The organism is Raineyella antarctica (assembly GCF_900092135.1).
Classification (GTDB): domain Bacteria; phylum Actinomycetota; class Actinomycetes; order Propionibacteriales; family Propionibacteriaceae; genus Raineyella; species Raineyella antarctica.
Genome location: NZ_FMYF01000003.1, coordinates 106511 through 127871 on the forward strand (window position 1 = coordinate 106511; position 21361 = coordinate 127871).

21 protein-coding genes, 2 tRNA genes and 1 other RNA gene are annotated in these 21361 nt (G+C 70.7%); 11 read left to right on the forward strand and 13 right to left on the reverse strand.

Annotation, left to right across the window (positions count from 1 at the left end):
• Positions 1–337: 337 nt before the first annotated feature.
• Complete coding sequence (locus GA0111570_RS05305) at positions 338–649, forward strand: DUF2853 family protein (RefSeq protein ID WP_092607444.1); 312 nt, start codon at positions 338–340, stop codon at positions 647–649.
• Here GA0111570_RS05305 and GA0111570_RS05310 read toward each other — a convergent pair.
• The 3 genes from GA0111570_RS05310 to GA0111570_RS05320 are packed head-to-tail and all read right to left on the reverse strand — an operon-like array spanning position 642 to position 2454.
• The gene (locus GA0111570_RS05310; protein ID WP_092607447.1) at positions 642–1535 is read right to left on the reverse strand and encodes an HAD family hydrolase; all 894 of its coding nucleotides are present in this window, start codon (positions 1533–1535) and stop codon (positions 642–644) included. The two genes, GA0111570_RS05305 and GA0111570_RS05310, sit on opposite strands and share 8 nt — an antisense overlap.
• Entirely contained in the window at positions 1522–2118 is a 597-nt protein-coding gene (gene recR, locus GA0111570_RS05315) for a recombination mediator RecR (RefSeq protein ID WP_092608235.1), read from the reverse strand. The genes GA0111570_RS05310 and recR overlap by 14 nt, the downstream gene beginning before the upstream one ends.
• Positions 2119–2127: 9 nt before the next feature.
• Complete coding sequence (locus GA0111570_RS05320; protein WP_245703033.1) at positions 2128–2454, reverse strand: YbaB/EbfC family nucleoid-associated protein; 327 nt, start codon at positions 2452–2454, stop codon at positions 2128–2130.
• Between the two features lie 263 nt (positions 2455–2717).
• On the opposite strand from GA0111570_RS05320, the gene GA0111570_RS05325 reads away from it, so the two are divergent.
• Complete coding sequence (locus tag GA0111570_RS05325; RefSeq protein WP_092607450.1) at positions 2718–3728, forward strand: zinc-dependent alcohol dehydrogenase family protein; 1011 nt, start codon at positions 2718–2720, stop codon at positions 3726–3728.
• A gap of 43 nt (positions 3729–3771) precedes the next feature.
• Positions 3772–4800, forward strand: coding sequence for an NAD(P)H-dependent flavin oxidoreductase (locus GA0111570_RS05330; RefSeq protein WP_092607453.1), 1029 nt, complete (start codon positions 3772–3774; stop codon positions 4798–4800).
• A gap of 31 nt (positions 4801–4831) precedes the next feature.
• Here GA0111570_RS05330 and GA0111570_RS17620 read toward each other — a convergent pair whose 3' ends face one another.
• The 3 genes from GA0111570_RS17620 to ffs form a co-directional block, all read right to left on the reverse strand.
• Positions 4832–4999, reverse strand: a complete 168-nt coding sequence (locus GA0111570_RS17620; RefSeq protein ID WP_175557339.1) for a DUF6767 domain-containing protein — start codon at positions 4997–4999, stop codon at positions 4832–4834.
• A gap of 48 nt (positions 5000–5047) precedes the next feature.
• Positions 5048–7978 carry a DNA polymerase III subunit gamma and tau gene (locus GA0111570_RS05335; RefSeq protein ID WP_092607456.1) on the reverse strand — a complete coding sequence of 977 codons (2931 nt, stop codon included), beginning with the start codon at positions 7976–7978 and terminating at the stop codon, positions 5048–5050.
• A gap of 83 nt (positions 7979–8061) precedes the next feature.
• Positions 8062–8158, reverse strand: an RNA gene (gene ffs / locus GA0111570_RS05340) — signal recognition particle sRNA small type.
• A gap of 119 nt (positions 8159–8277) precedes the next feature.
• Between ffs and GA0111570_RS05345 the strand changes: the two genes are divergently transcribed.
• From GA0111570_RS05345 to GA0111570_RS05355, 3 genes are all read left to right on the forward strand, one after another.
• A tRNA-Ser gene (locus GA0111570_RS05345) sits at positions 8278–8365 on the forward strand.
• Between the two features lie 307 nt (positions 8366–8672).
• Positions 8673–9887, forward strand: coding sequence for an amidohydrolase (locus GA0111570_RS05350; RefSeq protein ID WP_092607457.1), 1215 nt, complete (start codon positions 8673–8675; stop codon positions 9885–9887).
• A gap of 8 nt (positions 9888–9895) precedes the next feature.
• Positions 9896–11557: an MFS transporter gene (locus GA0111570_RS05355; protein WP_092607460.1), complete on the forward strand. Its 1662-nt coding sequence runs from the start codon at positions 9896–9898 to the stop codon at positions 11555–11557.
• A 93-nt stretch (positions 11558–11650) separates the two neighbouring features.
• On the opposite strand, the gene GA0111570_RS05360 is transcribed toward GA0111570_RS05355, so the two are convergent.
• Positions 11651–12604 carry an AEC family transporter gene (locus GA0111570_RS05360; protein ID WP_092607463.1) on the reverse strand — a complete coding sequence of 318 codons (954 nt, stop codon included), beginning with the start codon at positions 12602–12604 and terminating at the stop codon, positions 11651–11653.
• A 122-nt stretch (positions 12605–12726) separates the two neighbouring features.
• A complete protein-coding gene (locus GA0111570_RS05365) occupies positions 12727–13563 on the reverse strand; it encodes a DUF427 domain-containing protein (protein ID WP_092608241.1) in 837 nt (278 codons plus the stop codon).
• Between the two features lie 512 nt (positions 13564–14075).
• Between GA0111570_RS05365 and GA0111570_RS05370 the strand changes: the two genes are divergently transcribed.
• On the forward strand, positions 14076–14837 hold the full coding sequence (locus GA0111570_RS05370; protein WP_175557340.1) for an LmeA family phospholipid-binding protein: 762 nt from the start codon (positions 14076–14078) through the stop codon (positions 14835–14837).
• A gap of 4 nt (positions 14838–14841) precedes the next feature.
• Here the strand turns inward: GA0111570_RS05370 and GA0111570_RS05375 are convergent, their stop codons facing one another.
• The gene (locus GA0111570_RS05375; protein ID WP_092607469.1) at positions 14842–16419 is read right to left on the reverse strand and encodes a helicase HerA-like domain-containing protein; all 1578 of its coding nucleotides are present in this window, start codon (positions 16417–16419) and stop codon (positions 14842–14844) included.
• Positions 16420–16507: 88 nt separating this feature from the next.
• Here GA0111570_RS05375 and GA0111570_RS05380 point away from each other — a divergent pair, with 88 nt between their 5' ends.
• From GA0111570_RS05380 to GA0111570_RS05390, 3 genes are all read left to right on the forward strand, one after another.
• The gene (locus tag GA0111570_RS05380) at positions 16508–16801 is read left to right on the forward strand and encodes a type II toxin-antitoxin system VapB family antitoxin (RefSeq protein ID WP_092608244.1); all 294 of its coding nucleotides are present in this window, start codon (positions 16508–16510) and stop codon (positions 16799–16801) included.
• 53 nt (positions 16802–16854) lie between these two features.
• On the forward strand, positions 16855–17397 hold the full coding sequence (locus GA0111570_RS05385; protein WP_092607472.1) for a LytR C-terminal domain-containing protein: 543 nt from the start codon (positions 16855–16857) through the stop codon (positions 17395–17397).
• Positions 17398–17509: 112 nt separating this feature from the next.
• Positions 17510–18337 (forward strand): oxidoreductase, encoded by an 828-nt coding sequence (locus GA0111570_RS05390; RefSeq protein WP_092607475.1) that lies wholly within the window; start codon positions 17510–17512, stop codon positions 18335–18337.
• A 13-nt stretch (positions 18338–18350) separates the two neighbouring features.
• Here the strand turns inward: GA0111570_RS05390 and GA0111570_RS05395 are convergent, their stop codons facing one another.
• Positions 18351–19220 (reverse strand): MerR family transcriptional regulator, encoded by an 870-nt coding sequence (locus GA0111570_RS05395; RefSeq protein WP_175557341.1) that lies wholly within the window; start codon positions 19218–19220, stop codon positions 18351–18353.
• A gap of 102 nt (positions 19221–19322) precedes the next feature.
• On the opposite strand from GA0111570_RS05395, the gene GA0111570_RS05400 reads away from it, so the two are divergent.
• Positions 19323–19913: a fasciclin domain-containing protein gene (locus GA0111570_RS05400; RefSeq protein WP_092607480.1), complete on the forward strand. Its 591-nt coding sequence runs from the start codon at positions 19323–19325 to the stop codon at positions 19911–19913.
• Between the two features lie 100 nt (positions 19914–20013).
• Here the strand turns inward: GA0111570_RS05400 and GA0111570_RS05405 are convergent.
• The 3 genes from GA0111570_RS05405 to GA0111570_RS05415 all read right to left on the reverse strand — a co-directional run bounded on the left by GA0111570_RS05405 (position 20014) and on the right by GA0111570_RS05415 (position 21324).
• Positions 20014–20101 (reverse strand) — tRNA-Ser (locus tag GA0111570_RS05405).
• A gap of 96 nt (positions 20102–20197) precedes the next feature.
• On the reverse strand, positions 20198–20647 hold the full coding sequence (gene tadA, locus GA0111570_RS05410; protein WP_092607482.1) for a tRNA adenosine(34) deaminase TadA: 450 nt from the start codon (positions 20645–20647) through the stop codon (positions 20198–20200).
• A gap of 59 nt (positions 20648–20706) precedes the next feature.
• Entirely contained in the window at positions 20707–21324 is a 618-nt protein-coding gene (locus GA0111570_RS05415; protein ID WP_245703034.1) for a tRNA adenosine deaminase-associated protein, read from the reverse strand.
• Positions 21325–21361 lie beyond the last annotated feature (37 nt).

Below are 21361 nucleotides of genomic sequence, written 5' to 3' on the forward strand. Positions count from 1 at the left end.
GATCCTGGACCAGCCGTGGCCTGCGCCGGGCTGGGAGGAAGGGACGAGCGGACCCGCGGTACCACCCTTCTTGGCGGGTCGTCAGGGACGCCCCACCCACTTCGTTCTCGCCGCAGCCGGTTCTAGTGGGGCGCCGGTCGGGTCCTGGTGGACCGCGCCGAGCCTGTTCTTCCGGCAGCTCCGGGGTGATGGCCCCATCTTCGCCTTGCGACGGGGGTCAGTCTAGGCCGTCGGCGGGTCCGGCCCAAGTTCCGCGCGGCCCCGACCGTCACCTCAGGCTCCCCTCAGGGAGGACGTGCGCACGCTGGGCACAACAGACACCCAAAGGAGTGTGCCCATGACCGACCATCTGGCCGATATCAAGAAGTACGTCGAGACGGTGGACGAAACCGTCGTCGCCGCCATGGAGAAGACCTACCGCCTGGTCCTGAGCAAGCAGGACTCCGCGAGCGTCTCCTTCAGCGATCCCGCCGAGCTCGCCACGGTCCGGGAGAACTTCCTCAAGAAGAAGCTTGGGGTGACCGGTAGCGACGCCGAACTGGACGCGCAGATCAAGCAGGTGGGCCAGCAGATCCACGGTCGCAAGGACCGGCTCACCGTCTACTACCTGCTCGCCGAGCACTACGGCAAGCTCGACGCCCTCAAGTGAGGATCCCGGTCGCCTGACCGGACCACCGGTCGGACCTACCCGCGAGGACGGCTTCGAGCACCTGGGCGAAGCCGTCCTCGTCGCAGCCCGGCGCGACCTCGTCGGCCGCGGCGAGCAGCTCGGGCTCGGCGTTGGCCACGGCGATTCCGCGGCCGGCCCAGGCGAGCATGTCCAGGTCGTTCAGCCCGTCGCCGAGGGCCACGACCTGGCCGGGGGCGATGCCGAGGTGGTCGGCCAGGCGGCCCAGCCCGTACGCCTTGCCGATGCCCGTGGCGGAGATCTCCAGGAACTGTGCGCCCGACGACGTGGCGCGCAGGCCCGGCAGGTCCAGGGTGGCGAAGGTGGCGAGGAGGTCCCGCGGACCCAGTTCGGGGTGCCGGGCGACCATCTTGAGGTTGGGCGCGGCCGCGAGGGCGGCTCGGTCGACGACCTGCATCTGGCGCGGGTCGCGGTTGTGGTCCGACCAGACGGTCAGCTCGGCGTAGCCAGGCTCCACGAAGAACCCGTCTCCCCCGTCGCGGACGGCGCAGAACCGGATGTCGGGGACGGCCTCGGTGAGCCGGTCGACCAGGCCGCGCTGGGCTGCGACGGCCATGGTGGCCTCGAACAGCCGCTCACCGCTGGCCAGGTGCACGCCGAGGGCGCCGTTGGAGCACACCGCCCAGCCGCCGAAGGCATCCGCCAGCTCGACGAACACCGGCGCGACCGCCAGCACGCCGAGACGCTGGCGGGCGGTGACCGGGACGACGGCTACCCCCGCCTGCGCGGCCGCCCGCAGCGCCGCCTCGGTGCGCGGGCTGACCGACTTGTCGGTGCGCAGCAGGGTGTTGTCCAGGTCGGTCGCGACCAGGCGAACAGGAGGAAGGCCGGCCTCAGCTGAGGGCACGACGGCCCTCGAACGCCCGCCCGAGGGTGACCTCGTCGGCGTACTCCAGGTCGCCGCCGACCGGCAGGCCGCTGGCCAGTCGGGAGACGGTCAGCCCCATCGGCAGCAACAGCCGGCTCAGGTACGTGGCGGTCGCCTCGCCCTCGATGGTCGGGTTGGTGGCGATGATGACCTCCTGCACGGATCCGTCGGCCAGCCTGGCGACGAGCTCGCGGATGTGCAGCTGGTCCGGCCCCATCCCGTTGACCGGGCTGATGCAGCCGCCCAGCACGTGGTAGCGGCCCCGGAACTCCCGGGTGCGCTCGATCGCCACCACGTCCTTGGCATCCTCGACCACGCAGACCACCGCGTTGTCGCGGCGCGGATCGCGGCAGATCGAGCAGGTGTCCCCCTCGGAGACGTTGAAGCAGGTGGTGCAGAAGTGGATCCGATCCTTGACCTGCACCAGCGCATCGACCAGCCGCATCACGTCCTCCTTCTCGGTGGACAGGATGTGGAAGGCGATGCGCTGGGCGGACTTCGGCCCGATCCCGGGAAGCTGACCGAGTTCGGTGATCAGGTCCTGGATCGGGCCGTCGTAGATGGCTGCCACTCAGAGACCGAGGCCCATCCCGCCGGCCATCGGGCCGAGCTTCTGCTGGGCCAGAGCGGTCGCCTGGTTGTTGGCATCACGCAGCGCGGCGACGACCAGGTCACCGAGCGACTCGGTGTCCTCGGGGTCGACGGCCTCGGGCTTGATCTCGACAGCGGTGACCTCACCGGCACCGGTCATGGTGACCGTGACCAGGCCGCCGCCGGCGGTGCCGGAGACGGAGGTGATGGCCAGTTCTGCCTGGGCCTGCTGCATCTGGGCCTGCATGGCCTGGGCCTGCTGCATGAGTGCGTTCATGTCGAAGCCCTGGGGCATTCCCTCGGTCATCTGGGGGTCCTTTCACGGAGGTGGGCGCTGCGACAAGACTATGCGCAGCCATCGCCTGGTCCTGACCGGTCCGGCACGCACCGGGCCCCGTACTGAATCCCAACAGGTGCCCTCGATCCACGGTGCTCCGTCACGGCGGCCCGTCGATCGGGAGGTCCCGTCGGGAATCAGTACACCGATCCTGCGACACCCGGACCCCAGGGCCGGCCTCGTGGTGGACTGGTCGCAACGGGAGGACTGGTGGCAACAGGAGGAGGTCGACCATGCGTGCCTGGCAGGTCGGTACACCCGGTCCGCTGGAGAGCGGGCCGCTGGAGTTCATCGAGAAGCCCATGCCCGTGCCAGGGCCGGGCGAGGTGCTGGTCCGGGTCCTGACCTGCGGGGTGTGCCGGACGGACCTGCACGTGGCCGAGGGCGACCTGCCGGTACATCGGCAGCACGTCACGCCGGGCCATGAGATCGTCGGCCAGGTCGTCGGCGCCGGCCCGGGCGCCGAGCGCTTCGTCCTCGGGGAACGCGTCGGCATCCCCTGGCTGCGCCGCACCTGCGGGGTCTGCCGCCACTGCCGATCGGGCCGGGAGAACCTCTGCCGCCGCTCCCAGTACACCGGCTGGGACGCCGACGGCGGCTACGCCGAGTACACGACGGCCCCCGAGGGGTTCGCCTACCGGCTGCCCGAGGGCTTCGACGACGCGACGGCCGCGCCACTGCTGTGTGCCGGGATCATCGGCTACCGGGCCCTGCGCCGGGCGAACGTCCCACCCGGTGGGGTGCTGGGCCTGTACGGGTTCGGTGGCAGCGCGCACCTGACCGCCCAGGTCGCCCTCGCCCAGGGGATCGAGGTGCACGTCCTCACCCGCGGGGAGCAGGCCCGCGGGTTCGCACTCCAGCTGGGGTGCGCCTCGGCCGGCGACGCCCGCGAGATGCCTCCGGTGGCGCTGGACTCGGCGATCATCTTCGCCCCGGCCGGCGACATCGTGCCGTACGCGCTGGCCGCGCTGGCCTACGGCGGCACGCTCGCCTGCGCCGGCATCCACATGTCCGACATCCCCGTCCTCGACTACCAGCAGCACGTCTTCCACGAGAAGACGCTGACCAGCGTGGAGTCCAACACGCGCCGGGACGGTGAGGAGTTCCTCACCCTGGCGGCGCGGCTCGGCCTGCACCCGACCACCCACGAGTACCCGCTGGAACAGGCCGACCGCGCGCTCGGCTACCTCGCCCGCGGCGACATCGAGGGCGCCGGGGTGCTGCGCGTGGCCGATCCGGCCTGACCGCCCCTTCCCTCGGGCTGGGGTCTCCCCTAGCGTCGAGGACATGAGTGGCTTCCCGACACTGCGCGTCCCGATCCTCGCCGCCCCGATGGCCGGCGGCCCGTCGACCCCAGCGCTGGTCAGCGCGATGGCGGAGGCCGGTGGGCTGGGCTTCCTCGCCGCCGGCTACCTGCCGGTGGCGGCCCTGGCCGAACAGGTCGCCGCGGTCCGTACGGCCGGCACCGACCTGTTCGGGGTGAACCTCTTCGTGCCCGACACCGAGCCGATCGACCTGCCGGCCGTGCTCGCCTACCGCGAGGCGCTGCTACCGCTGGCGGCCGAGCTGGGCCTCGACGGTCTGCCCGAGCCGTACCCCGACGACGACGGGTGGGCGGCAAAGGTCGACCTGCTGGTCGACCAGCCGGTGCCGATCGTCTCCTTCACCTTCGGGCTGCCGGATCGTACGACCGTGGAGCGCCTGCACGGAGTCGACACGCTCCTGGTCGCGACGGTGACCTCGACCGCCGATGCCCGAGCCGCCGTGGAGGCAGGGATGGACGGGCTGGTCGTCCAGGGTCCGGGCGCCGGTGGGCACCAGGGGACGTGGCATACGTCGGACCCCGCCCCCTCGCTGCCGCTGGACGACCTGCTGGCCCAGGTGCTGGCGGAGGTCGACGTGCCGGTGGTGGCGGCCGGTGGACTGGCCACCGCCGACGACGTGCACCGGGTGGTGTCCGCGGGAGCCGCGGGCGCCCAGCTCGGCACGGCCTTCCTGCTCACCCCCGAGGCCGGCACCAATCCGACCTACCGGGCGGCGCTGACCCATCCGGGGTTCGGCCCGACCCGGATGACGCGGGCCTTCTCCGGGCGCTGGGCGCGCAGTCTGGACAACGCGTTCATCGCGACGTACGACGCGCTCGCGCCCGCCTCCTACCCCGCGATCAACCAGGTGACCGGACCGATCCGCCGGGCGGCAGCCGCGGCGGGCGACGCCCAGCACCTGCACCTGTGGGCCGGCACCGGGGTCGAACACGTCCGTGAGGCATCGGCCGCAGAGGTCGTGGCGCAGCTCTGGCCGGACGCGCGGGAATGATCTGGCAACCGGCGGTCGGAGGCCGTTCGCCTCAGGCGCTCAGCTCGGCCTTGAGCCGGGTGAGTTCGGCGCTCAGCTCCGGGTCCTCGCGGACCAGCCAGACCAGGCCGCAGTCCTGCGGGCCGGTGGCACCGGGATAGCAGAGGCTGCAACTGTCGCCGGGGCGGACCGGGCACTTGGGTTCGGGGGCGTGCGCCATGCGTTCCTTCTTTCGGACCGCACCATTCTACGACGCACCACCGAGCCCTCAGACCTGCAGGCCGGTCTCCTGCTGCTCCTCCAGGATCAGCTCGGCACCCAGCACGTTGGTCAGCAGCTCGGCCGCATTCTCGTAGCCCTCGCCGACCGTCATGTCCTCGTCGCTGTAGGCGGCCGCCTCCTCCTCGGGCGTCAACTCCTTGGCCGGCTGCGGTGCCGCCACGACCTGGGAATACCGGCTCGGTCGAGACGTGGGACCGGACTGGGCCCCGGGTGTCTGGCGTGCGGAATGGCCGCCCACCGCCGAACGCGCCGACGGTGTCGTCGGCCCGGATGCTCCCGGCCCGGCAACAGGGCCGGCAGACGGGGCGGCTCCGGGCGCCGCGGCGGCGCGCACCGGGGGTCGGTCCAAGTCCCGATCGGGTGCCGACGTCACCGGTCGACTGTCGGCGTGAGGGGGCGTCCGAGGAACGTACGGATCCTCCTCCGGCGGCGGCTCGTCCCAGGGATCCTCGGGCGGCTCGGGCGGCGGCGGAACCTCCTCGCGGATCGGCGCGCCGGCGGCTGCCGAGACACCCCGCCTGGTGCCACGCAGCCGCGGCGAGGCCGATGATGCCGGCGGCATCGCGGGGGCAGTGGAGGCCGTGGACGCCGGGGGCGTTGGTGACCCTGCGGGGACCGACTGCTGGCCACCGGACGGCGGCCGGGTGCCTGCCGCTACGACCGGCCCACCGGCGCCCGGCTGGCCCGCCGAGCCCCCCGGACCTGTCGGCCTGGGCGCTCCAGGGCCGGCAGCACCGGGACGGCCCGCGCCGCTTCCGGCCGGTGCCGGACCCGCGCCCGCGGGGGGCGTACGTCCACCCGGACCGGACGGACCGGACGTGCCCCGGCCGCCACGACCCTGGCGTCCGGCATCGGGGTCGATGATCGTCTCGACCTGCAGCGCGACCCCGAAAACCTCGGTCAGCGCCTCCAGGAACGTCTGCCGCTCCCGGGGACGCTCGAAGCTCGTCCGTGCCCCGGCCGAGCCCAGCGCAAGGGTCAGCACCCCGCCGACCAGGGAGACCAGGGCACCGTTGCCCTCCAACAGCACCTTGGTGAAGTGGCGGCGACGCCCGACGGCGGCGAGGATGTCCTCCCAGTGTTCCTGGGCGTCCTGGGTGGTCAACGCCCGGGCACCGGTCGCATCTGCGCGCGGACGGGGCTGCGGAGCGGGGGCCTGCTCCGGCACGGGCACGGGCTGCATAGCCGGGACCGGCTGCACCGGAGCCGACGGGATCGGAGCCTCCTGCGCCGGCGGCGTGGCCGGCAGGTCCGGGCGGTCGGGTCGTCCGGGTCGCGGTGGGCGGGCCGGACGCTCGGTGACCTGGCCGGCGGCCCCCTGGGCCTGGGCGGAATCGCTCTGGGACGCTGCCGGCGCAGCGGGTCGCACGGGGGCCGGCACGACAGGGTTCCCGTCCGCGGCAGGGATCGCCGCGGCCGCCGCCGGTGCGGGCTGCGGCGGAGCCATGGGTGCGGGTCCGGCCGATGCGGCCGTGCCCGGGGTGTGCTCGCGGCGTCCGCCGCGGGGCCGCTGGGCGGGTGCGGGAGCACCGGCTCCGGGTACCTCGCCGACCGGTAGCCCGGTGTCGAGGCCACCCAGGTTGAGGCGACGCTCGATCCGGTCCAGTCGCGCATTGGTGCCGCGCTCGGTCACATCGGCTCCGGGCAGCAGCACCCGCGCGCACATCAGCTCGAGGTGGAGCCGCGGGGCGGTCGTGCCGCGCATCTGGGTCAGGCCCTCGGCGATGACGTCGGCGGCGCGGGTGAGCTCACCCAGCCCCATCGCGGCGGCCTCGTTGGCGTACGTCTCCGCCTGTCCTGGGGTCACGTCGACCAGACCGGTGGCCAGGGCGTCCGGCACGGCCGCGACGATGACCAGGTCGCGGAGCCGGCGCAGCAGGTCCTCGGCGAACCGGCGCGGGTCCTGGCCCGCCTCGATCACCTTCTCCACCACGGTGAACACCCCCGAGCCATCGCCGGCGGCGAAGGCGTCGACCATGGTGTCCAGCAGGTCGTCGGGGGTGAACCCGAGCAGGCTGGTGGCGTGCTCGTACGTGACGCCCTCCGGGGAGGCGCCGCCGAGCAACTGGTCCAGCACGGACAGCGAGTCACGTACGGAACCGCCGCCGGCCCGTACGACCAGCGGGAGCACGCCGGTCTCGGTGGCGATGCCCTCCTCGGTGCAGATCCGGGCCAGGTAGTCGGTCAGCACTTTGGGCGGGACCAGCCGGAACGGGTAGTGGTGGGTACGCGAGCGGATGGTGCCGATCACCTTGTCGGGCTCGGTGGTCGCGAAGATGAACTTCACGTGCGGCGGTGGTTCCTCGACCAGCTTCAACAGGGCGTTGAAGCCCTGCGTGGTCACCATGTGCGCCTCGTCGATGATGTAGATCTTGTAGCGGCTGGAGACCGGGGCGAAGAACGCCCGCTCGCGCAGGTCGCGGGCATCGTCCACGCCACCGTGCGAGGCGGCGTCGATCTCGATCACATCGATCGAGCCGGGGCCGCCGGTGGCCAGGTCCCGGCACGACTGGCAGTGGCCGCAGGGCTCGGCCGCCGGCCCGTTCTCACAGTTCAGTGCCCGGGCCAGGATGCGCGCCGAGGTGGTCTTGCCGCAGCCCCGGGGGCCGGAGAACAGGTACGCGTGGTTGACCCGGTTGTTCTCCAGCGCGCGCTGCAGCGGCTTGGTGACGTGCTCCTGGCCGATCACCTCGCCGAACGAGTCGGGGCGGTAGCGCCGGTAGAGCGCCAGCGGTGTGGCGGACTCCTCGGGCGGCACCGCAGCCGGAGGCGCGAAGAGCCCCGTCCCGGCCTGGGGCGTCACGTCACCGGCGCCGTCATCCTCGTCCTGCTCGACGACAACGGGGCCGTCGGCCTCCCCTTCGTCCGGGAGGTCTGCGCCGTCGTCCTCCCACGGCTCGAGCTCGTCATCATCCACGGGGCAACCCTATGCGGTGCCACTGACGATTTCTGACCCCGGGAACGAAGCGAGCCGGACCCGACGGGCCCGGCTCGAGAAAAGATGGGGGTCCCCCGCGTACCCGACAGAGCTCACTTACCCTTGCTGCCTTCCGACCCTGGGGGAGTTGGGCGAGGTAACGCCACACGGGGGACCTTCGGCAAGTGTAGGCGATCGGGGCCACCGACCCCAACTCGACCTCCGCCACCCGGGCCCACGCCGACCCGCGCACGGGACCGATTTGGACGACCCAGTGGTCTCGTGTAGTGTCCTCCAACGGAGGATTCGCCTAGAGGCCTATGGCGCTCGCTTGGAAAGCGGGTTGGGTTCACGCCCTCACGAGTTCGAATCTCGTATCCTCCGCCACCGCGAGCCCCGCCCCACCAGGGACGGGGCTCGCTGCTTGTCCGCCGACGTGACGCGGCCGGCGATTCGTACGGTGTCCCGCGACCCGCCGCAGGCTCCCGAACGCCTCGATGGGCACTTCGGCCACGACGGTACCGACTGCCCCGTCGGACCGTCCCACCTGATAGCACGCTGAATTTGTGATCAGACCGTTGTGTGCAACCGGTGCGAACCCCCGCCAACCCGCAGCGGTCGATGCTTACATGAAAGACGCAACGCTTCCGCGCGCAACCGTCATAGACAGGCCTTATCCAAAGGAGTGAGCCTCATGACAACCTCAGACGTCTTCAGCGATCTGGACAGCACGAACGCCTGGCAGGAAGAGCTCTACGTCCACCTCCACCAGAACCCCGAGCTGAGCATGATGGAGACCGAGACGGCCGCCGAGATCACCCGACGACTGGAGGGCTTCGGCTACGACGTCCAGCAGATCGGCGGCGGCGTGGTCGGAGTGATGGCCAACGGCGAGGGCCCCACGGTGCTCTTCCGCGCCGACATCGATGCGCTCCCGGTCAAGGAGACCACGGGCCTGCCGTACGCCTCGACCAGGACGGCCACCGACGCGGAGGGCAATGACGTGCCGGTGATGCACGCGTGCGGCCATGACTTCCACATCACCGCGGGTCTAGGGGCCGCCGAACTGCTGAGCAAGCACAAGGACGCCTGGCAGGGCACCTACATCGCCCTCTTCCAGCCCGGCGAGGAGACCGCCGCCGGGGCGAAGTCGATGGTGAACGACGGGCTGGCCGACAAGATCCCGAAGCCGGACGTGGCCATCGGCCAGCACGTGCTCGCCGCCCCCTCCGCCGGCAAGGTGGGCACGGTCGCCGGCCCGATGCTGTCCACCGCGGCCTCCCTGAAGGTGACCGTCTACGGCAAGGGGTCGCACGGCTCCATGCCGCACCTGGGCATCGACCCCGTCGTCCTGGCCGCCAGCATCGTGATGCGGCTCCAGACGATCGTGTCCCGGGAGATCGCCCCCAGCCAGTTCGGCGTGGTCACCGTGGGCAGCCTGCAGGCCGGCACCAAGGCCAACATCATCCCCGACCACGCGACCCTGCTGCTCAACATCCGGGCCTACGACACGGACGTCCGGGAGAAGCTGATCGCCGGGATCGAGCGGATCGTCAAGGCCGAATGCCAGGCCTCCGGCTCACCCCAGGAACCGGAGATCGAACTGTTCGACGCCTATCCGCTGACCGACAACGACGCGACAGTGACGGAGAAGATCACCCAGGCCTTCATCGACCACTTCGGCGACGACCGCGTGGAGACCCTCGCCCCGCTCCCGGCCTCCGAGGATTTCAGCAACATCCCCAACGCCCTCGGCGTGCCGTACTCCTACTGGGGGCTCGGCGGCTTCCCCGAGGGCGAGAAGACCCTCCCGAACCACAACCCCGGCTTCGCGCCCGTGATGCAGCCGACCCTGAAGACAGGTACCGAGGCGGCCGTGACGGCCGCCCTCGCCTACCTCGGAAAGTGAGTGCGAACATGTCCACCACCGCCCAGGCCTCGCCCCAGACGAAGCCGTACCAAGGCACCGAGAAGCTCCTGTGGGGCATCGTCCTGGCCGTCGTCACCTTCTGGTTGTTCGCCGGCACCGCCGGCACGGTCGCCCCGGAGATCATGAGGCAGATCAACTCCCCCAAGGAGTACGTCGACAAAGCCTCGATGAACCTGGCGGTCTCGATCACCGCCCTGTTCTCCGGCATGTTCATCGTCCTGATGGGTGGCCTGGCCGACCGGATCGGTCGCGTCAGGATCACCCTGCTCGGCATCATCATGGGCATCATCGGGTCGGCCCTCCTGGTGTTCGCCACCGGTCCGGTCGCCCTGCCCCTGCTGCTCACCGGACGCGCGATCCAAGGGTTCTCGGCCGCGTGCATCATGCCGTCGTCGATGGCGCTGGTGAAGACGTACTGGGACGGCGCGGCGCGTCAGCGCGCCGTCTCGATGTGGTCGATCGGCTCCTGGGGCGGCTCCGGCCTGGCCGCCCTGTTCGGTGGCGCCATGATCCGTTTCACCCCGATGGGCTGGAAGGCCATCTTCATCGCCTCGATCGTGGTCTCGGCCATCGCGTTCTTCATGATCCTGGGCACACCCGAGAGCAAGGTGGTGCAGCACGGCCACAAGAAGTTCGACATCGTCGGCCTGCTGCTCTTCATCGTCGCCACCCTGAGCCTGATGATCGTCCTGCTCTACGGCTCGAAGATCGGCTGGACCAGTCCCATCACCCTGGGCCTGGCCGCCCTGGCCATCGCCGCCTACGCCGTCTTCTACTTCGTCGAGCGCGGCAAGGCGACACCCTTCATCGACTTCAAGCTGTTCAAGAACACCACGTTCACCGGCGCGACGATCTCGAACTTCCTGCTCAACGCCACCATCGGCATGCTGATCGTCAGCCAGCAGCTGATCCAGCTGGCCGGCTGCAAGGTGCCCCGCGACGCCGCCGGCCTGTGCCCGGCCGGTGGCGCCTACACCGCCTGGGACGCCGGCATCCTGACGCTGGGCTACGGCATCTTCATCATCGCCTTCATCCGGGTGGGCGAGAAGCTGCTGCAACGCTTCGGCCCCCGCAAGCCGATGATCTGGGGCTCGCTGATCGTCATCGTCGCCTGTCTGCTGCTGATGCAGTCCCACCTGCTGATCGGCCAGTACGTCTGGCTGGCGGTGGTCGCGTACGCCCTGTTCGGCCTCGGCCTGGCGTTCTACGCGACCCCGTCCACCGATGCGGCGCTGGCGAACCTGCCCGCCGAACAGGCCGGTTCGGGTGCCGGCATCTACAAGATGGCCAGCTCGCTGGGCGGCGCCATCGGTGCTGCCGTCTCCCTGGCGGTGTTCACCGGCTTCAGCGGCCTGTCGGGCACCCAGCTCGAGACGCTCGGCAACGTCGTCCAGATGCAGGGCGCCCAGAGCAACATCGGGCTGCGACTGGCCGCGATGTTCGCCCTCGGGGTGAACCTGATCTTCCTGCTGCTGGCGATCGTCTCGATCACCGTCACCGTGCCCAAGGAGAGCGGCCGGATCACCCCGGCTCCGCAGCCGGTGCCGGACGCCGTGGAGGCCGCAGGCTTCGTCGAATGCCCCGTGTGCCATGGCCAGGGTGTGGTCAAGGCCGACGTGGCCGCACGACTCGGCGGGACGAAGAGGTAGCCGCAGGACGACCGGAGGAGGGCGGGCATCGGGTGGATGCCCGCCCTCGTCGTTGCCCGCCCAGGGGTTGCGTGCTCATGGCTCGGACCGCGGTCACATCCAGCCGATGCCGCGCAGCACCAGCATCCACCCCGACAGGGTGACGAACGAGAGCACCGTGGAGAGCATCATCGAGGCCGTCGTCACGTCGACCTCCCCGTACGGCTGGGCCAGCGCAGGCAGGATCGAGTAGGTCGGCAGCGCACAGGTCAACACGGCCGCCGCGCGCAGCTCCGGGGACAGGCCCGGCAGGCCCACGGCCACCAGGCCGACCACGAGACCGATCGCCACGGCCGGCATCACCACCAGCTTGCCCACCACGGTCACGACGATGTCGGTGACCATTCCGTGGATCTGCAGGCCGACGAGCATCCCGCCGACGGTGAACAGCGCCACCCCGGAGGAGGTCTGCGCCAGCAGCTTCAGGCTGCGGTCCAGCACCGCCGGCAGCGTGATCCCGAACGCGTTGAGCACCAGCGCGGCGATGATCGCCAGCACCATCGGGTGCAGCAGCACCCCGCGTACGGTCGCGACGATCCGCTGGGCCAGGTTGCCGGTGCCGACCGAGCGCTCGGCCAGGAACAGGGTCAGCGGGATGATCAGGACGTTGTCGACCAGCATGTCCATGCCGATCGCCGCCCCGGCGACCTCGGCGAAAAGGATCAGGAAGACCGGGAAGCCGATGAAGCCGTTGTTGGTGCCACCCATGCCCATCGCCATGAACGTCGCCCGCTGCGAGGTCCGGCCCAGCACCTTCGCGTAGCCGAACGCGAGGGCGAACATCACCATCGCGGCCCCGGCGTACGTCAACAGGTAGGTGGGGTTGAAGATCTCGGTGGCGCTGCGCCCGGAGACGTTCATGAAGATCAGCAGCGGCAGCGCGACCTTGACCACGAACTTCGACAGGATGGTCATGTCGGCCCGGCGGAACATCCCGCGACGGGTCAGGACGTACCCGAGCCCGACGACGAGGAAGATCGGCAAGGTCGCCGAGAGGACGTGCAGCACAACTGGCCTTCCCGCCGCGGCCCTGGCGTCCCCGGCCCCGGCAGACTACGCCGATGAAGGGCTCAGGCCGTCTCGGTGCCATCGCCGGCCTGCACCACGCGAGCCTGCACCGCGCCGGCCGTTCAGCGCGGCCGGCGCTCCCCCGCCACGACCCCGTCCACCGTGAGGCCCAGCTTCCCGGCGTAGAAGGCGACCAGGCCGCGGACCGGAACCGCATCGTGCAGCGGGGCCTCGTACGTCCAGGCGATGTCGGCCAGCAGTTCGTCGCCGATCCGGGCCGACCAGTACGACGCCTGCCCCTTGTAGGCGCACACGGTGTGCCGGTCGGAGGGCTCCAGCAGCTCCATCGCGACATCCTCGCGCGGGATGTAGTAGCGCGTCGGCAGGTGCGTCTCGTACAGCAGCGTGGCCCGGCGAGTGTCGGCCAGCACCACGCCCCGATGGGTCACCTCGACGTGCCGGCTGGAGCGCAGGCAGTCGATCCGCTTGAACGGGTCGTGCGGGTGGCCCATCACGGGCTCGTCCTCCTCGTACCACTGGCCGAAGGCGTCCCAGTCGAGCAGCACCCAGCCGGCCAGGTCACGGTCGTCGGGGGCGAACGCCGCCGCCGGCAGGTCACCGGCCTCGGTACGGATGGTGAGCGACGTGCCAGGGGTCGAGTGCCGGACGAACGGGTCGTCGGGGGTCAGGACGCCGTGGGGCATGTCGGGATCCCTGGGCAGGGCGACGCGACGGCTGACGCTGCCCGCACCGTCCGAGGGAACCAGCTCGCCGATGACGTCGGGCTCCGGTACGGCGTAGCAGGGGACGATGCGGCGCGGCTCCCAGACCAGGAGGGCGCGGCGGCTGTCGACCACGACCAGGTCGCCGTGGGTGGCGGCCCGGATCCACTTGTGCGTCGGGTGCAGGCGCAGGTCGCCGAGTGCACTGTCCTGCAGGTCCTTCATCGCGATGGCCATGCGGCCAGTCTCGGTGCGGACGGCGGGCACGGCAAGAGTCCAGGACGGGCTGCGCCGCGGGTGTCCGGGTCGGGCGCCACCGGGCGGGCCCGATCACCGCCCGAAGGAACAAAAAAACCGGCGACCCGATGGTCTCCGGTGGGGGTAGCGGCCGCGGACGACGCTGTCCGTGGACCTTCGGCTCAACTCAGAAGCGGAGGCCGAACTCCTCAGCCTTGGCCTGCTGCTCCGCGGTCTGGCGGAAGCCATCCATCCACAGCTCGACCAGGTTCTTCTTGCCGGACTCGTTGCGATCCATCATCGTGGTTCTCCTTCGTCGTGTTCTTCTTCGGGTGTCAAGGGATGCCTCCCGGCTTCCACCGGTGCTTCCCCCTCGACATCCACAACTTTATGTCGCCGATACAACTAAGTCAAGAGCTGTCTCAGGACGTGTCTCGCACGTGCCTTTTCGTCGGCTTCGTCGGGGCACGTACGCTCGAGGCGGCCCACCGTCGCACACCCGAGAGGCTTTCGTGACCCAGCCGACGATCCCCCTGCCCCCGCTCGGCCGCCGGCGGCCACGACGCCGCCGCGGCGCGGGCATCGTCCTGGCCCTGGTCCTGCTGGCGGTCCTGGTCGCCGGTGCCGCGGCACTGGCCGACACCATCGTCCGGCAGCGGGTCCAGGATAGCGTCGCCGCCCAGCTCACCCGCCAGTACACCGGCCACGGCGTGCAGGTCGAGCTGACCGGGTGGCCGTTCCTGTGGCAGGTGGGCCAGGACCGCCTCGACGGAGGCCGGCTGCGCGCCGACAGCCTCACCATCAACGCCGAGGGCCGGCCCGTCCAGGTCCGCGACGTCGACCTGCGGGGCACCCGGCTGACCGGCGTACGCGACCAACAGCACATCGTCGCCGGAACGGTGACGGGGAGCGTGGAGCTGTCCTGGCAGACCGTCCGTGACCTCAGCGGAGTGGACCTGGCATACGTGTCGGCCAACCGCGTACGGCTCTCGGAGTCACTGCAGCTGTTCGGCCGGTCGGTGCCGGTCACCATCGAGGGCACCCCCGAGCTCGACCCCACGAACGGGGGGCTGGGGATCCGCGATGCCACCGCGACAGTGGCCGGGACGACCGTCCCGCAGGGACTGGTCGACCCCCTGCTGCAGCGGGTCGACCAGGGCTACCGCCTGCCACCGCTCGGCTCACTGCACTACGACTCGCTGGCCGTCGATCCCCAGGGCGTACGGCTCCAGCTCACCGGCACCGACGTGGACACCCAGCAGCTGCTGGGCTGAACGCTCAGCGGCGACGGGCAGCGCCGAACACGCCGCGGGCGATCTCGCGGGCAGCGGTCCGGGTGAACTGCTTGAACGCACTGGATCCGACGATCTGCTCGACCACGGACTTCTCCTGCGCCCGGGACCGCGGCGCACGCTCCCGCGCCCCACGGGGCTCGGCCGGCTGCGCCGTGGGCGCCGGAGCCGGCTCGGCGGTGCGGGCCGTCTCGGCGGCGGCAGTCGCGGCGCCCTGCTCCAGTCGCTCGGCAAGGATCTCGCGGGCCGAGCGCGGGTCGACGGCGGTGCCGTACTTCTGCTGCAGCGGCGAGGCGGCGACGGCGGCCTGGACCTGGTCGGGCGGGGTCGGGCCCATCTTCGACTCGGGTGCCCAGACCCGGGTCCACACGACGGGGGTCGGCGCGCCGTCCGGATCCATCACCGTGACGATGGCCTGGCCGATGCCGAGCTCGGTGAGGGTCTTCTCCAGGTCGTAGTGCGAGGTCGGGTACGTCGAGACCGTCGCCTTCAGGGCCTTGGCGTCGTTGGGGGTGTGGGCACGGAGCTGGTGCTGCACCCGCGAGCCGAGCTGGGCCAGTACGTCGTCGGGGACGTCCTTGGGGGTCTGGGTGACGAAGAACACGCCCACTCCCTTGGAGCGGATCAGTCGGACGGTCTGCGTGATCGACTCCAGGAAGGCCTTCGTCGCGTCCCGGAACAGCAGGTGCGCCTCGTCGAAGAAGAACACCAGCTTGGGTCGATCGGCGTCACCCACCTCGGGCAGGTCGTGGTAGAGGTCGGCCAGCAGCCACATCAGGAAGGTGGAGAACAGCTGCGGCTTGTCCTGCAGCTGGGCCAGCTCCACCATCGACACCATGCCGAGGCCCTCGGGGGTCGTGCGGAGCAGGTCGGCGGTGTCGAACTCCGGCTCGCCGAAGAACTTGTCGCCGCCCTGGGCCTCGAAGTTGGTCAGCTCGCGCAGGACCACGCCGAGGGTGGCGCCGGAGATGCCTCCGATGCCCTTCAGGTCGGACTTGCCCTCCTCCGAGTCCAGGTGCATGAGCACCGCGCGCAGGTCGGCGATGTCGAGCAGCGCCAACCCGTTCGTGTCCGCGTAGTGGAAGACCAGCCCGAGGGAGGACTCCTGGGTGTCGTTCAGGCCGAGCACCTTGGAGAGCAGGATCGGCCCGAAGGAGGAGATGGTCGTACGCAGCGGGATGCCGGTGCCCTCGCCCCCGAGGGCGTAGAACTCGACCGGACAGGCACTGGGCTGCCACTGCTGCCCGTTCGCCTGCGTACGCTCCAGCAGCTTGGGGGAGGACACGCCCGCCGAGGCCATCCCCGACAGGTCGCCCTTCACGTCCGCGGCGAAGACCGGCACCCCGGCGCGCGAGACCTGCTCGGCGAGCGTCTGCAGGGTGATGGTCTTGCCCGTTCCGGTCGCGCCGGCCACGAGGCCGTGGCGGTTCAGCATGCCCAGCGGGATGCGAACCCCGACCTCGGGGTGGGGCCCGTCCGCGTCGCCGGCCACGCCGAGCTGGATGGTCGGGACGTCGAAGGTGTATCCGTCGCGGATGGCTGCCAGTTCCGGGGTCAGGTCCATGACGTCAGAGTGTCACATCTTCCTAACGTGTGCCGCCGACCTCGGCATGGACCTCCCACCCCCAGCGATGGGCACGTACGGTGGGGGTGTGATTTTCAAGCGCGTAGGTGACGGACGCCCCTACCCGGACCACGGGTACGTTCAGAAGCAGTGGGCAGCGATCCCGCCGCACCAGGTGCGCCTTGACCAACTGGTGACGACGAAACGCACGCTGGACCTCGAGGCCCTCCTGGAGGAGGACTCGACGTTCTACGGCGACCTCTTCGCCCATGTCGTGTCCTGGAACGGCGAGCTGTACCTGGAGGACGGCCTCCACCGTGCCCTCCGGGCGGCGTTGCAGCAGCGCCAGACGATGCACGCCCGGGTACTGGAGATCAAGTAGCAGACCTCCCGCTACACTCAGCCGATCGTCACATCAACCCGGGGAGAGTCGTCGTGGACGCGCAGAAGCTCTGGCGGATGGTCCGGACACCGCTGGTGCTCCTGGTCCTGGTCGGGTTGGTCGCGCTCGGCACCGTCTGGGCCTGGCGGGAGATCCTCAAGCCGCCGCAGGCTGCACAGCCCGCGCCGTGCGTGGTGCAGCCGATCAAGGACGGCAAGCTCTTCTCCCAGCAGGTGACCGTCGAGGTGGACAACTCGGGCTCCAAGCGCGGCCTGGCCGGCCAGGTCGCCACGGCCCTGGAGAAGCAGAAGTTCATCGTCAGCGGGATCGGCAACGCCAACGGCATCAGCACCCGAGACGTGGTGGTGATCGGCGCAGCGGTCGACGCTCCCGAGGTGAAGCTCGTCGCGGCCCAGTTCCCCAAGGCCGAGGTCCGCGCCGAGCCCGACCGGCTCGCCGACCACCGGGTCCAGGTGGTCCTCGGGGACGACTTCGCCGGCATGAAGAAGGGCGCGGCTGCGGCGATCAACGTGGACAGCACCGAGATCTGCCTGCCAGCCATGCCGGCGGCCTCCCCCTCCCCCAAGGCCGGCTGACGCGCCCCTGCGCACCGGTCACGGGCCGCCGGCAGGAGCCCGCGGACCACCGCCACGCGCACCGGCCCGCCACGTAGGGTGGAGCCGATCTCCCCCCACGGAAGGACACCCCATGGTCGCCCCCGTCGCCATCGTCACCGGAGGATCGTCCGGTATCGGCGAACTCACCGCACGCCAGCTCCATGCGAAGGGCTACCAGGTGTACGCCGTGGCGCGGCGTACGGACCGGCTGGCCGGCCTGGCGGAGAGCGGCGTGCACGTGCACGCGGTCGACCTGACCGAGGACGCCTCGATGCGCGAACTCGTCGACCGGGTCCACGCCGAGCAGGGGCGGATCGACCTGCTGGTGAACAATGCCGGGTTCGGCGCGTTCGGCGCCGTGGAGACGGTGCCCCTGGCGGACGCGCGGGCCCAGTTCGAGGTCAACGTGTTCGGCCTGGCCCGGATGGCCCAGCTGGTCCTGCCGCACATGCGCGAGGTGGGCCGGGGCCGCATCATCAACGTCTCCTCGATCGCCGGCTACGTCGCCGAGCCGTACGGAGGCTGGTACCACGCCTCCAAGCACGCCGTCGAGGGCCTGTCCGACTGCCTGCGCCTGGAGCTGCGGCCCTTCGGCATCGACGTGGTGCTGGTCGAGCCGGGTCCGGTGCGCACCGAGTGGAACGCGATCGCGGCGAAGTCGCTGGCCGACGCCTCCAGGGGCACCCCGTACGAGAAGCAGGCCCGGGCGACCCGTCGGGCCCTGAAGTCGATGAACTCCAGCCTGCTGTCAGTCCCGGCCTCGCGGGTCTCGGACGTGATCGTGGAGGCCGCCCTGGACGACGACCCGCGGGCGCGCTACCCGGTCGGCCGGCGTGCCGCCGCCATCATCATGCTGGCCAAGTACCTGCCGACCCGGGCCGTCGACGCGCTCACCGGCCTGCTCTACCACTCCCGCTGAGGCGGCCGGCCGGTCAGGACCCGGTGAGTCGGCGCGCCAGCCACTGGCTGGCCTGGGCCAGGGTGTCGCCCTGCAGGGCGTTCTCGGGCAGCGCACCCTGGCCGCCGAGGAAGACCTGGGTGCCGGGTGAGACCTCCAGGAGGGCTGCGATGACCTCGGCGGCGGCGACGTTGTCCTCCACCCGGGGCGTCCCGACAATGGCGGCGTCCGGGCGGATCGTACGCACGGCATCGGCCCAGCTGGAGACCGGGAGGTCCGCGCCGAGGTAGGTGACGCGCAGCCCCGCGCGCCGGAGCATGGTGGCGAACGCGAGGGCAGCGATCTGGTGGCGCGAACCCGGGGCCAGCCCGACCACGACGTGTGGGGCGAAGCGGGCGTTCCCGGCCGCATCGAAGGCGGCGGCCAGGCGGCGCATCACGCCGGAGCTGATGAAGTGCTCCTCCGCCACACCCAGGTCGCCGGCGGCCCAGGCGTTGCCGACCTCCCGCATGGCCTTCATCAGCCAGACGTCGACGACGTACTCGAAGCCCGCGGTGGTGAAGGCGGCCACCAGCGTCTCCTCCAGAGCCACGGCATCGAAGCTCCGCGCCGCCTCCACCAGCGCTCCCGGGGCGGGCAACCCCGCCGGTGCCCCGGTCGGCTCCTCGCCCTGGTGCCGGTGGGCACCCCTGCCCGCCCGGACCTCCTCGGCGGCCTGTGCGGGCTGCATGCCCGCCGCGACCAGGCCGGACATCGTCCGGAGCGAGTCCAGGTCCGCATCGTCGTAGAGCCGGTAGCCGACGTCGGAGCGCGAGGGGTGCACGACCCCATAGCGCTGCTCCCACGCGCGCAACGTGGCCGGAGCCAGCCCCAGCTTCTCGGAGACCCACTTGATGGTGTACACAAACCCTCCCGGCAGCACTCTACAGACATGCGACACCCTCTTGACATACCTTACACAGAGTTTGCACAATGGTTCTACAAACCTTAGTGAAAGGCCCCAGTCATGAAGCGTTCCATCGCCGCTGCCGGAATCGCCAGCCTGGCCCTGTTCCTCGGAGCCTGCTCCTCCGGCACCAGCACTACCTCGACCACCACCCCGACACCGATGGCCACCACCTCGACCATGGAGTCCACCCCCACCCCCTCCACCCAGGCGAGCCCCACCGGGGACATCGTCGACACCGCCGTCGCCGCGGGCGACTTCAAGACCCTCACCGCAGCCCTCACTGCCGCCGGCCTGGTGGACACCCTGAAGGGGCCCGGCCCGTTCACGGTGTTCGCACCGAACGACGCGGCCTTCGCCAAGCTGCCGGCAGGCACGGTGGACACGCTGCTGAAGGAACCCCAGGGCAAGCTCAGCGAGATCCTCAAGTACCACGTGATCAAGGGCGAGGTGAAGGCCGCCGATGTCCTGACCATGGACGGCAAGAAGGTCCCCACCCTCCAGGGCGGCGACCTGACCATCAAGGTCAATGGCGACAAGGTCTCCCTGGTCGATGCCACCGGCCACAGCGTGAACGTCATCACCACCGACGTGCAGGCCACCAACGGTGTCATCCATGTCATCGACGGCGTCCTGATGCCCACCGCCTGACGCTCCGCCCAACGATCCCCGGACCTCCCGTCCCCATCCCCCTGCGGGAGGTCCGGCATGCCAGAAGGGGCTGGGTCCACTGGACCCAGCCCCTTCAACATGGCGGTGACGGTGGGATTTGAACCCACGGTAGGTTGCCCTACACTCGCTTTCGAGGCGAGCTCCTTCGGCCGCTCAGACACGTCACCGTCGAGAACATTACAACGAGTTGTCCTCCGGGCGCCAATCGGCTGAACTGTGGACAGTCCAGACCCTCGCCGATCCGACCAGGCCGCTCCACCGCCTCAGTGGTCGCCACCGCCGCTGCGCCGCTCGCCGAAGAACTCCAGCAGCGGCGCCGCGCACTCGGCCGCCATGAACCCGCCGGTCACCTCCGGGCGGTGGTTCAGCCGGGGATCACGGACCACGTCCCACAGCGAGGCGACGGCACCGGCCTTCTCGTCGTACGCCCCGAAGACCAGCCGGGCCACGCGCGCACCCACGATCGCCCCCGCGCACATCGTGCAGGGCTCCAGGGTGACGACCATGGTGCAGCCCTCCAGGCGCCACTCCCCCAGCGCCCGGGCCGCGCGGCGCAGGGCCACGATCTCGGCATGCGCGGTGGGGTCGGCGTGCAGCTCCCGTTCGTTGTGGCCGACGGCGAGCACCGACCCGTCGGGGCCCAGCACGACCGCACCGATCGGCACGTCACCGTGCGCCGGGGCAAGCCGCGCCTCCTCCAGGGCACGCAGCATCGGCCCCCGCCAGCCACCATAGGGGGCGGGCGGGGGCGTACGGCTACCGGAGCCCTCGCTCAGTCCTCGAACTCCTCGCGGACGGTGGCCCGCACCTGGGGGCCCATGCCGATCCGGTCGGCCAACTGGAGCAGGGCCTCGTCGCTGGAGGTGTCGAAGTCCTCGGCGAGCTGTTCGAGGTCGAAGTCGCCCACGCCCAGGTCCCGCAGGATCTCCGAGTCCCCGACGGGCTCGACGTCGTCCTCGTCCTCGCCCTCGGGCGGCTCGTCGATGCCCAGGTAGTCCAGGATGTCGCGCGCGATCGGCCAGTCGTACGCGGCCGCACCGTCGGACAGGAAAACCTGCACGACAGCACCGCGGACACGGACGATGACGAAGACCTCCTCCACCAGCGAGAGCATGCCCATCGCCCCTGCCTCGCCGGGCAGCCGACGCAGGTGGTTGATCATCTCGTCGAGGTCGTTGGCCATCTCCAGGTCCAGCGCCACCACCACGGTGTTCCCGTCCTCGCGGTAGGCCGCTACGGCGAAGTCGACGTCGTCGTCGGTGGCGTCCTCGATCTCCTCGTAGTCGTCCTCGTCGAAGTCGTCATCGAACTGGTCGTCGTCATCTTCGTCGACCTCCTCCTCGGTGTCGAGGTCAAGGTCGTCGAGTTCCTCGTCGTCGTAGTCAGCCACGCCAACCTCCTGATTGCCCATGCGCACCTTATGTTCT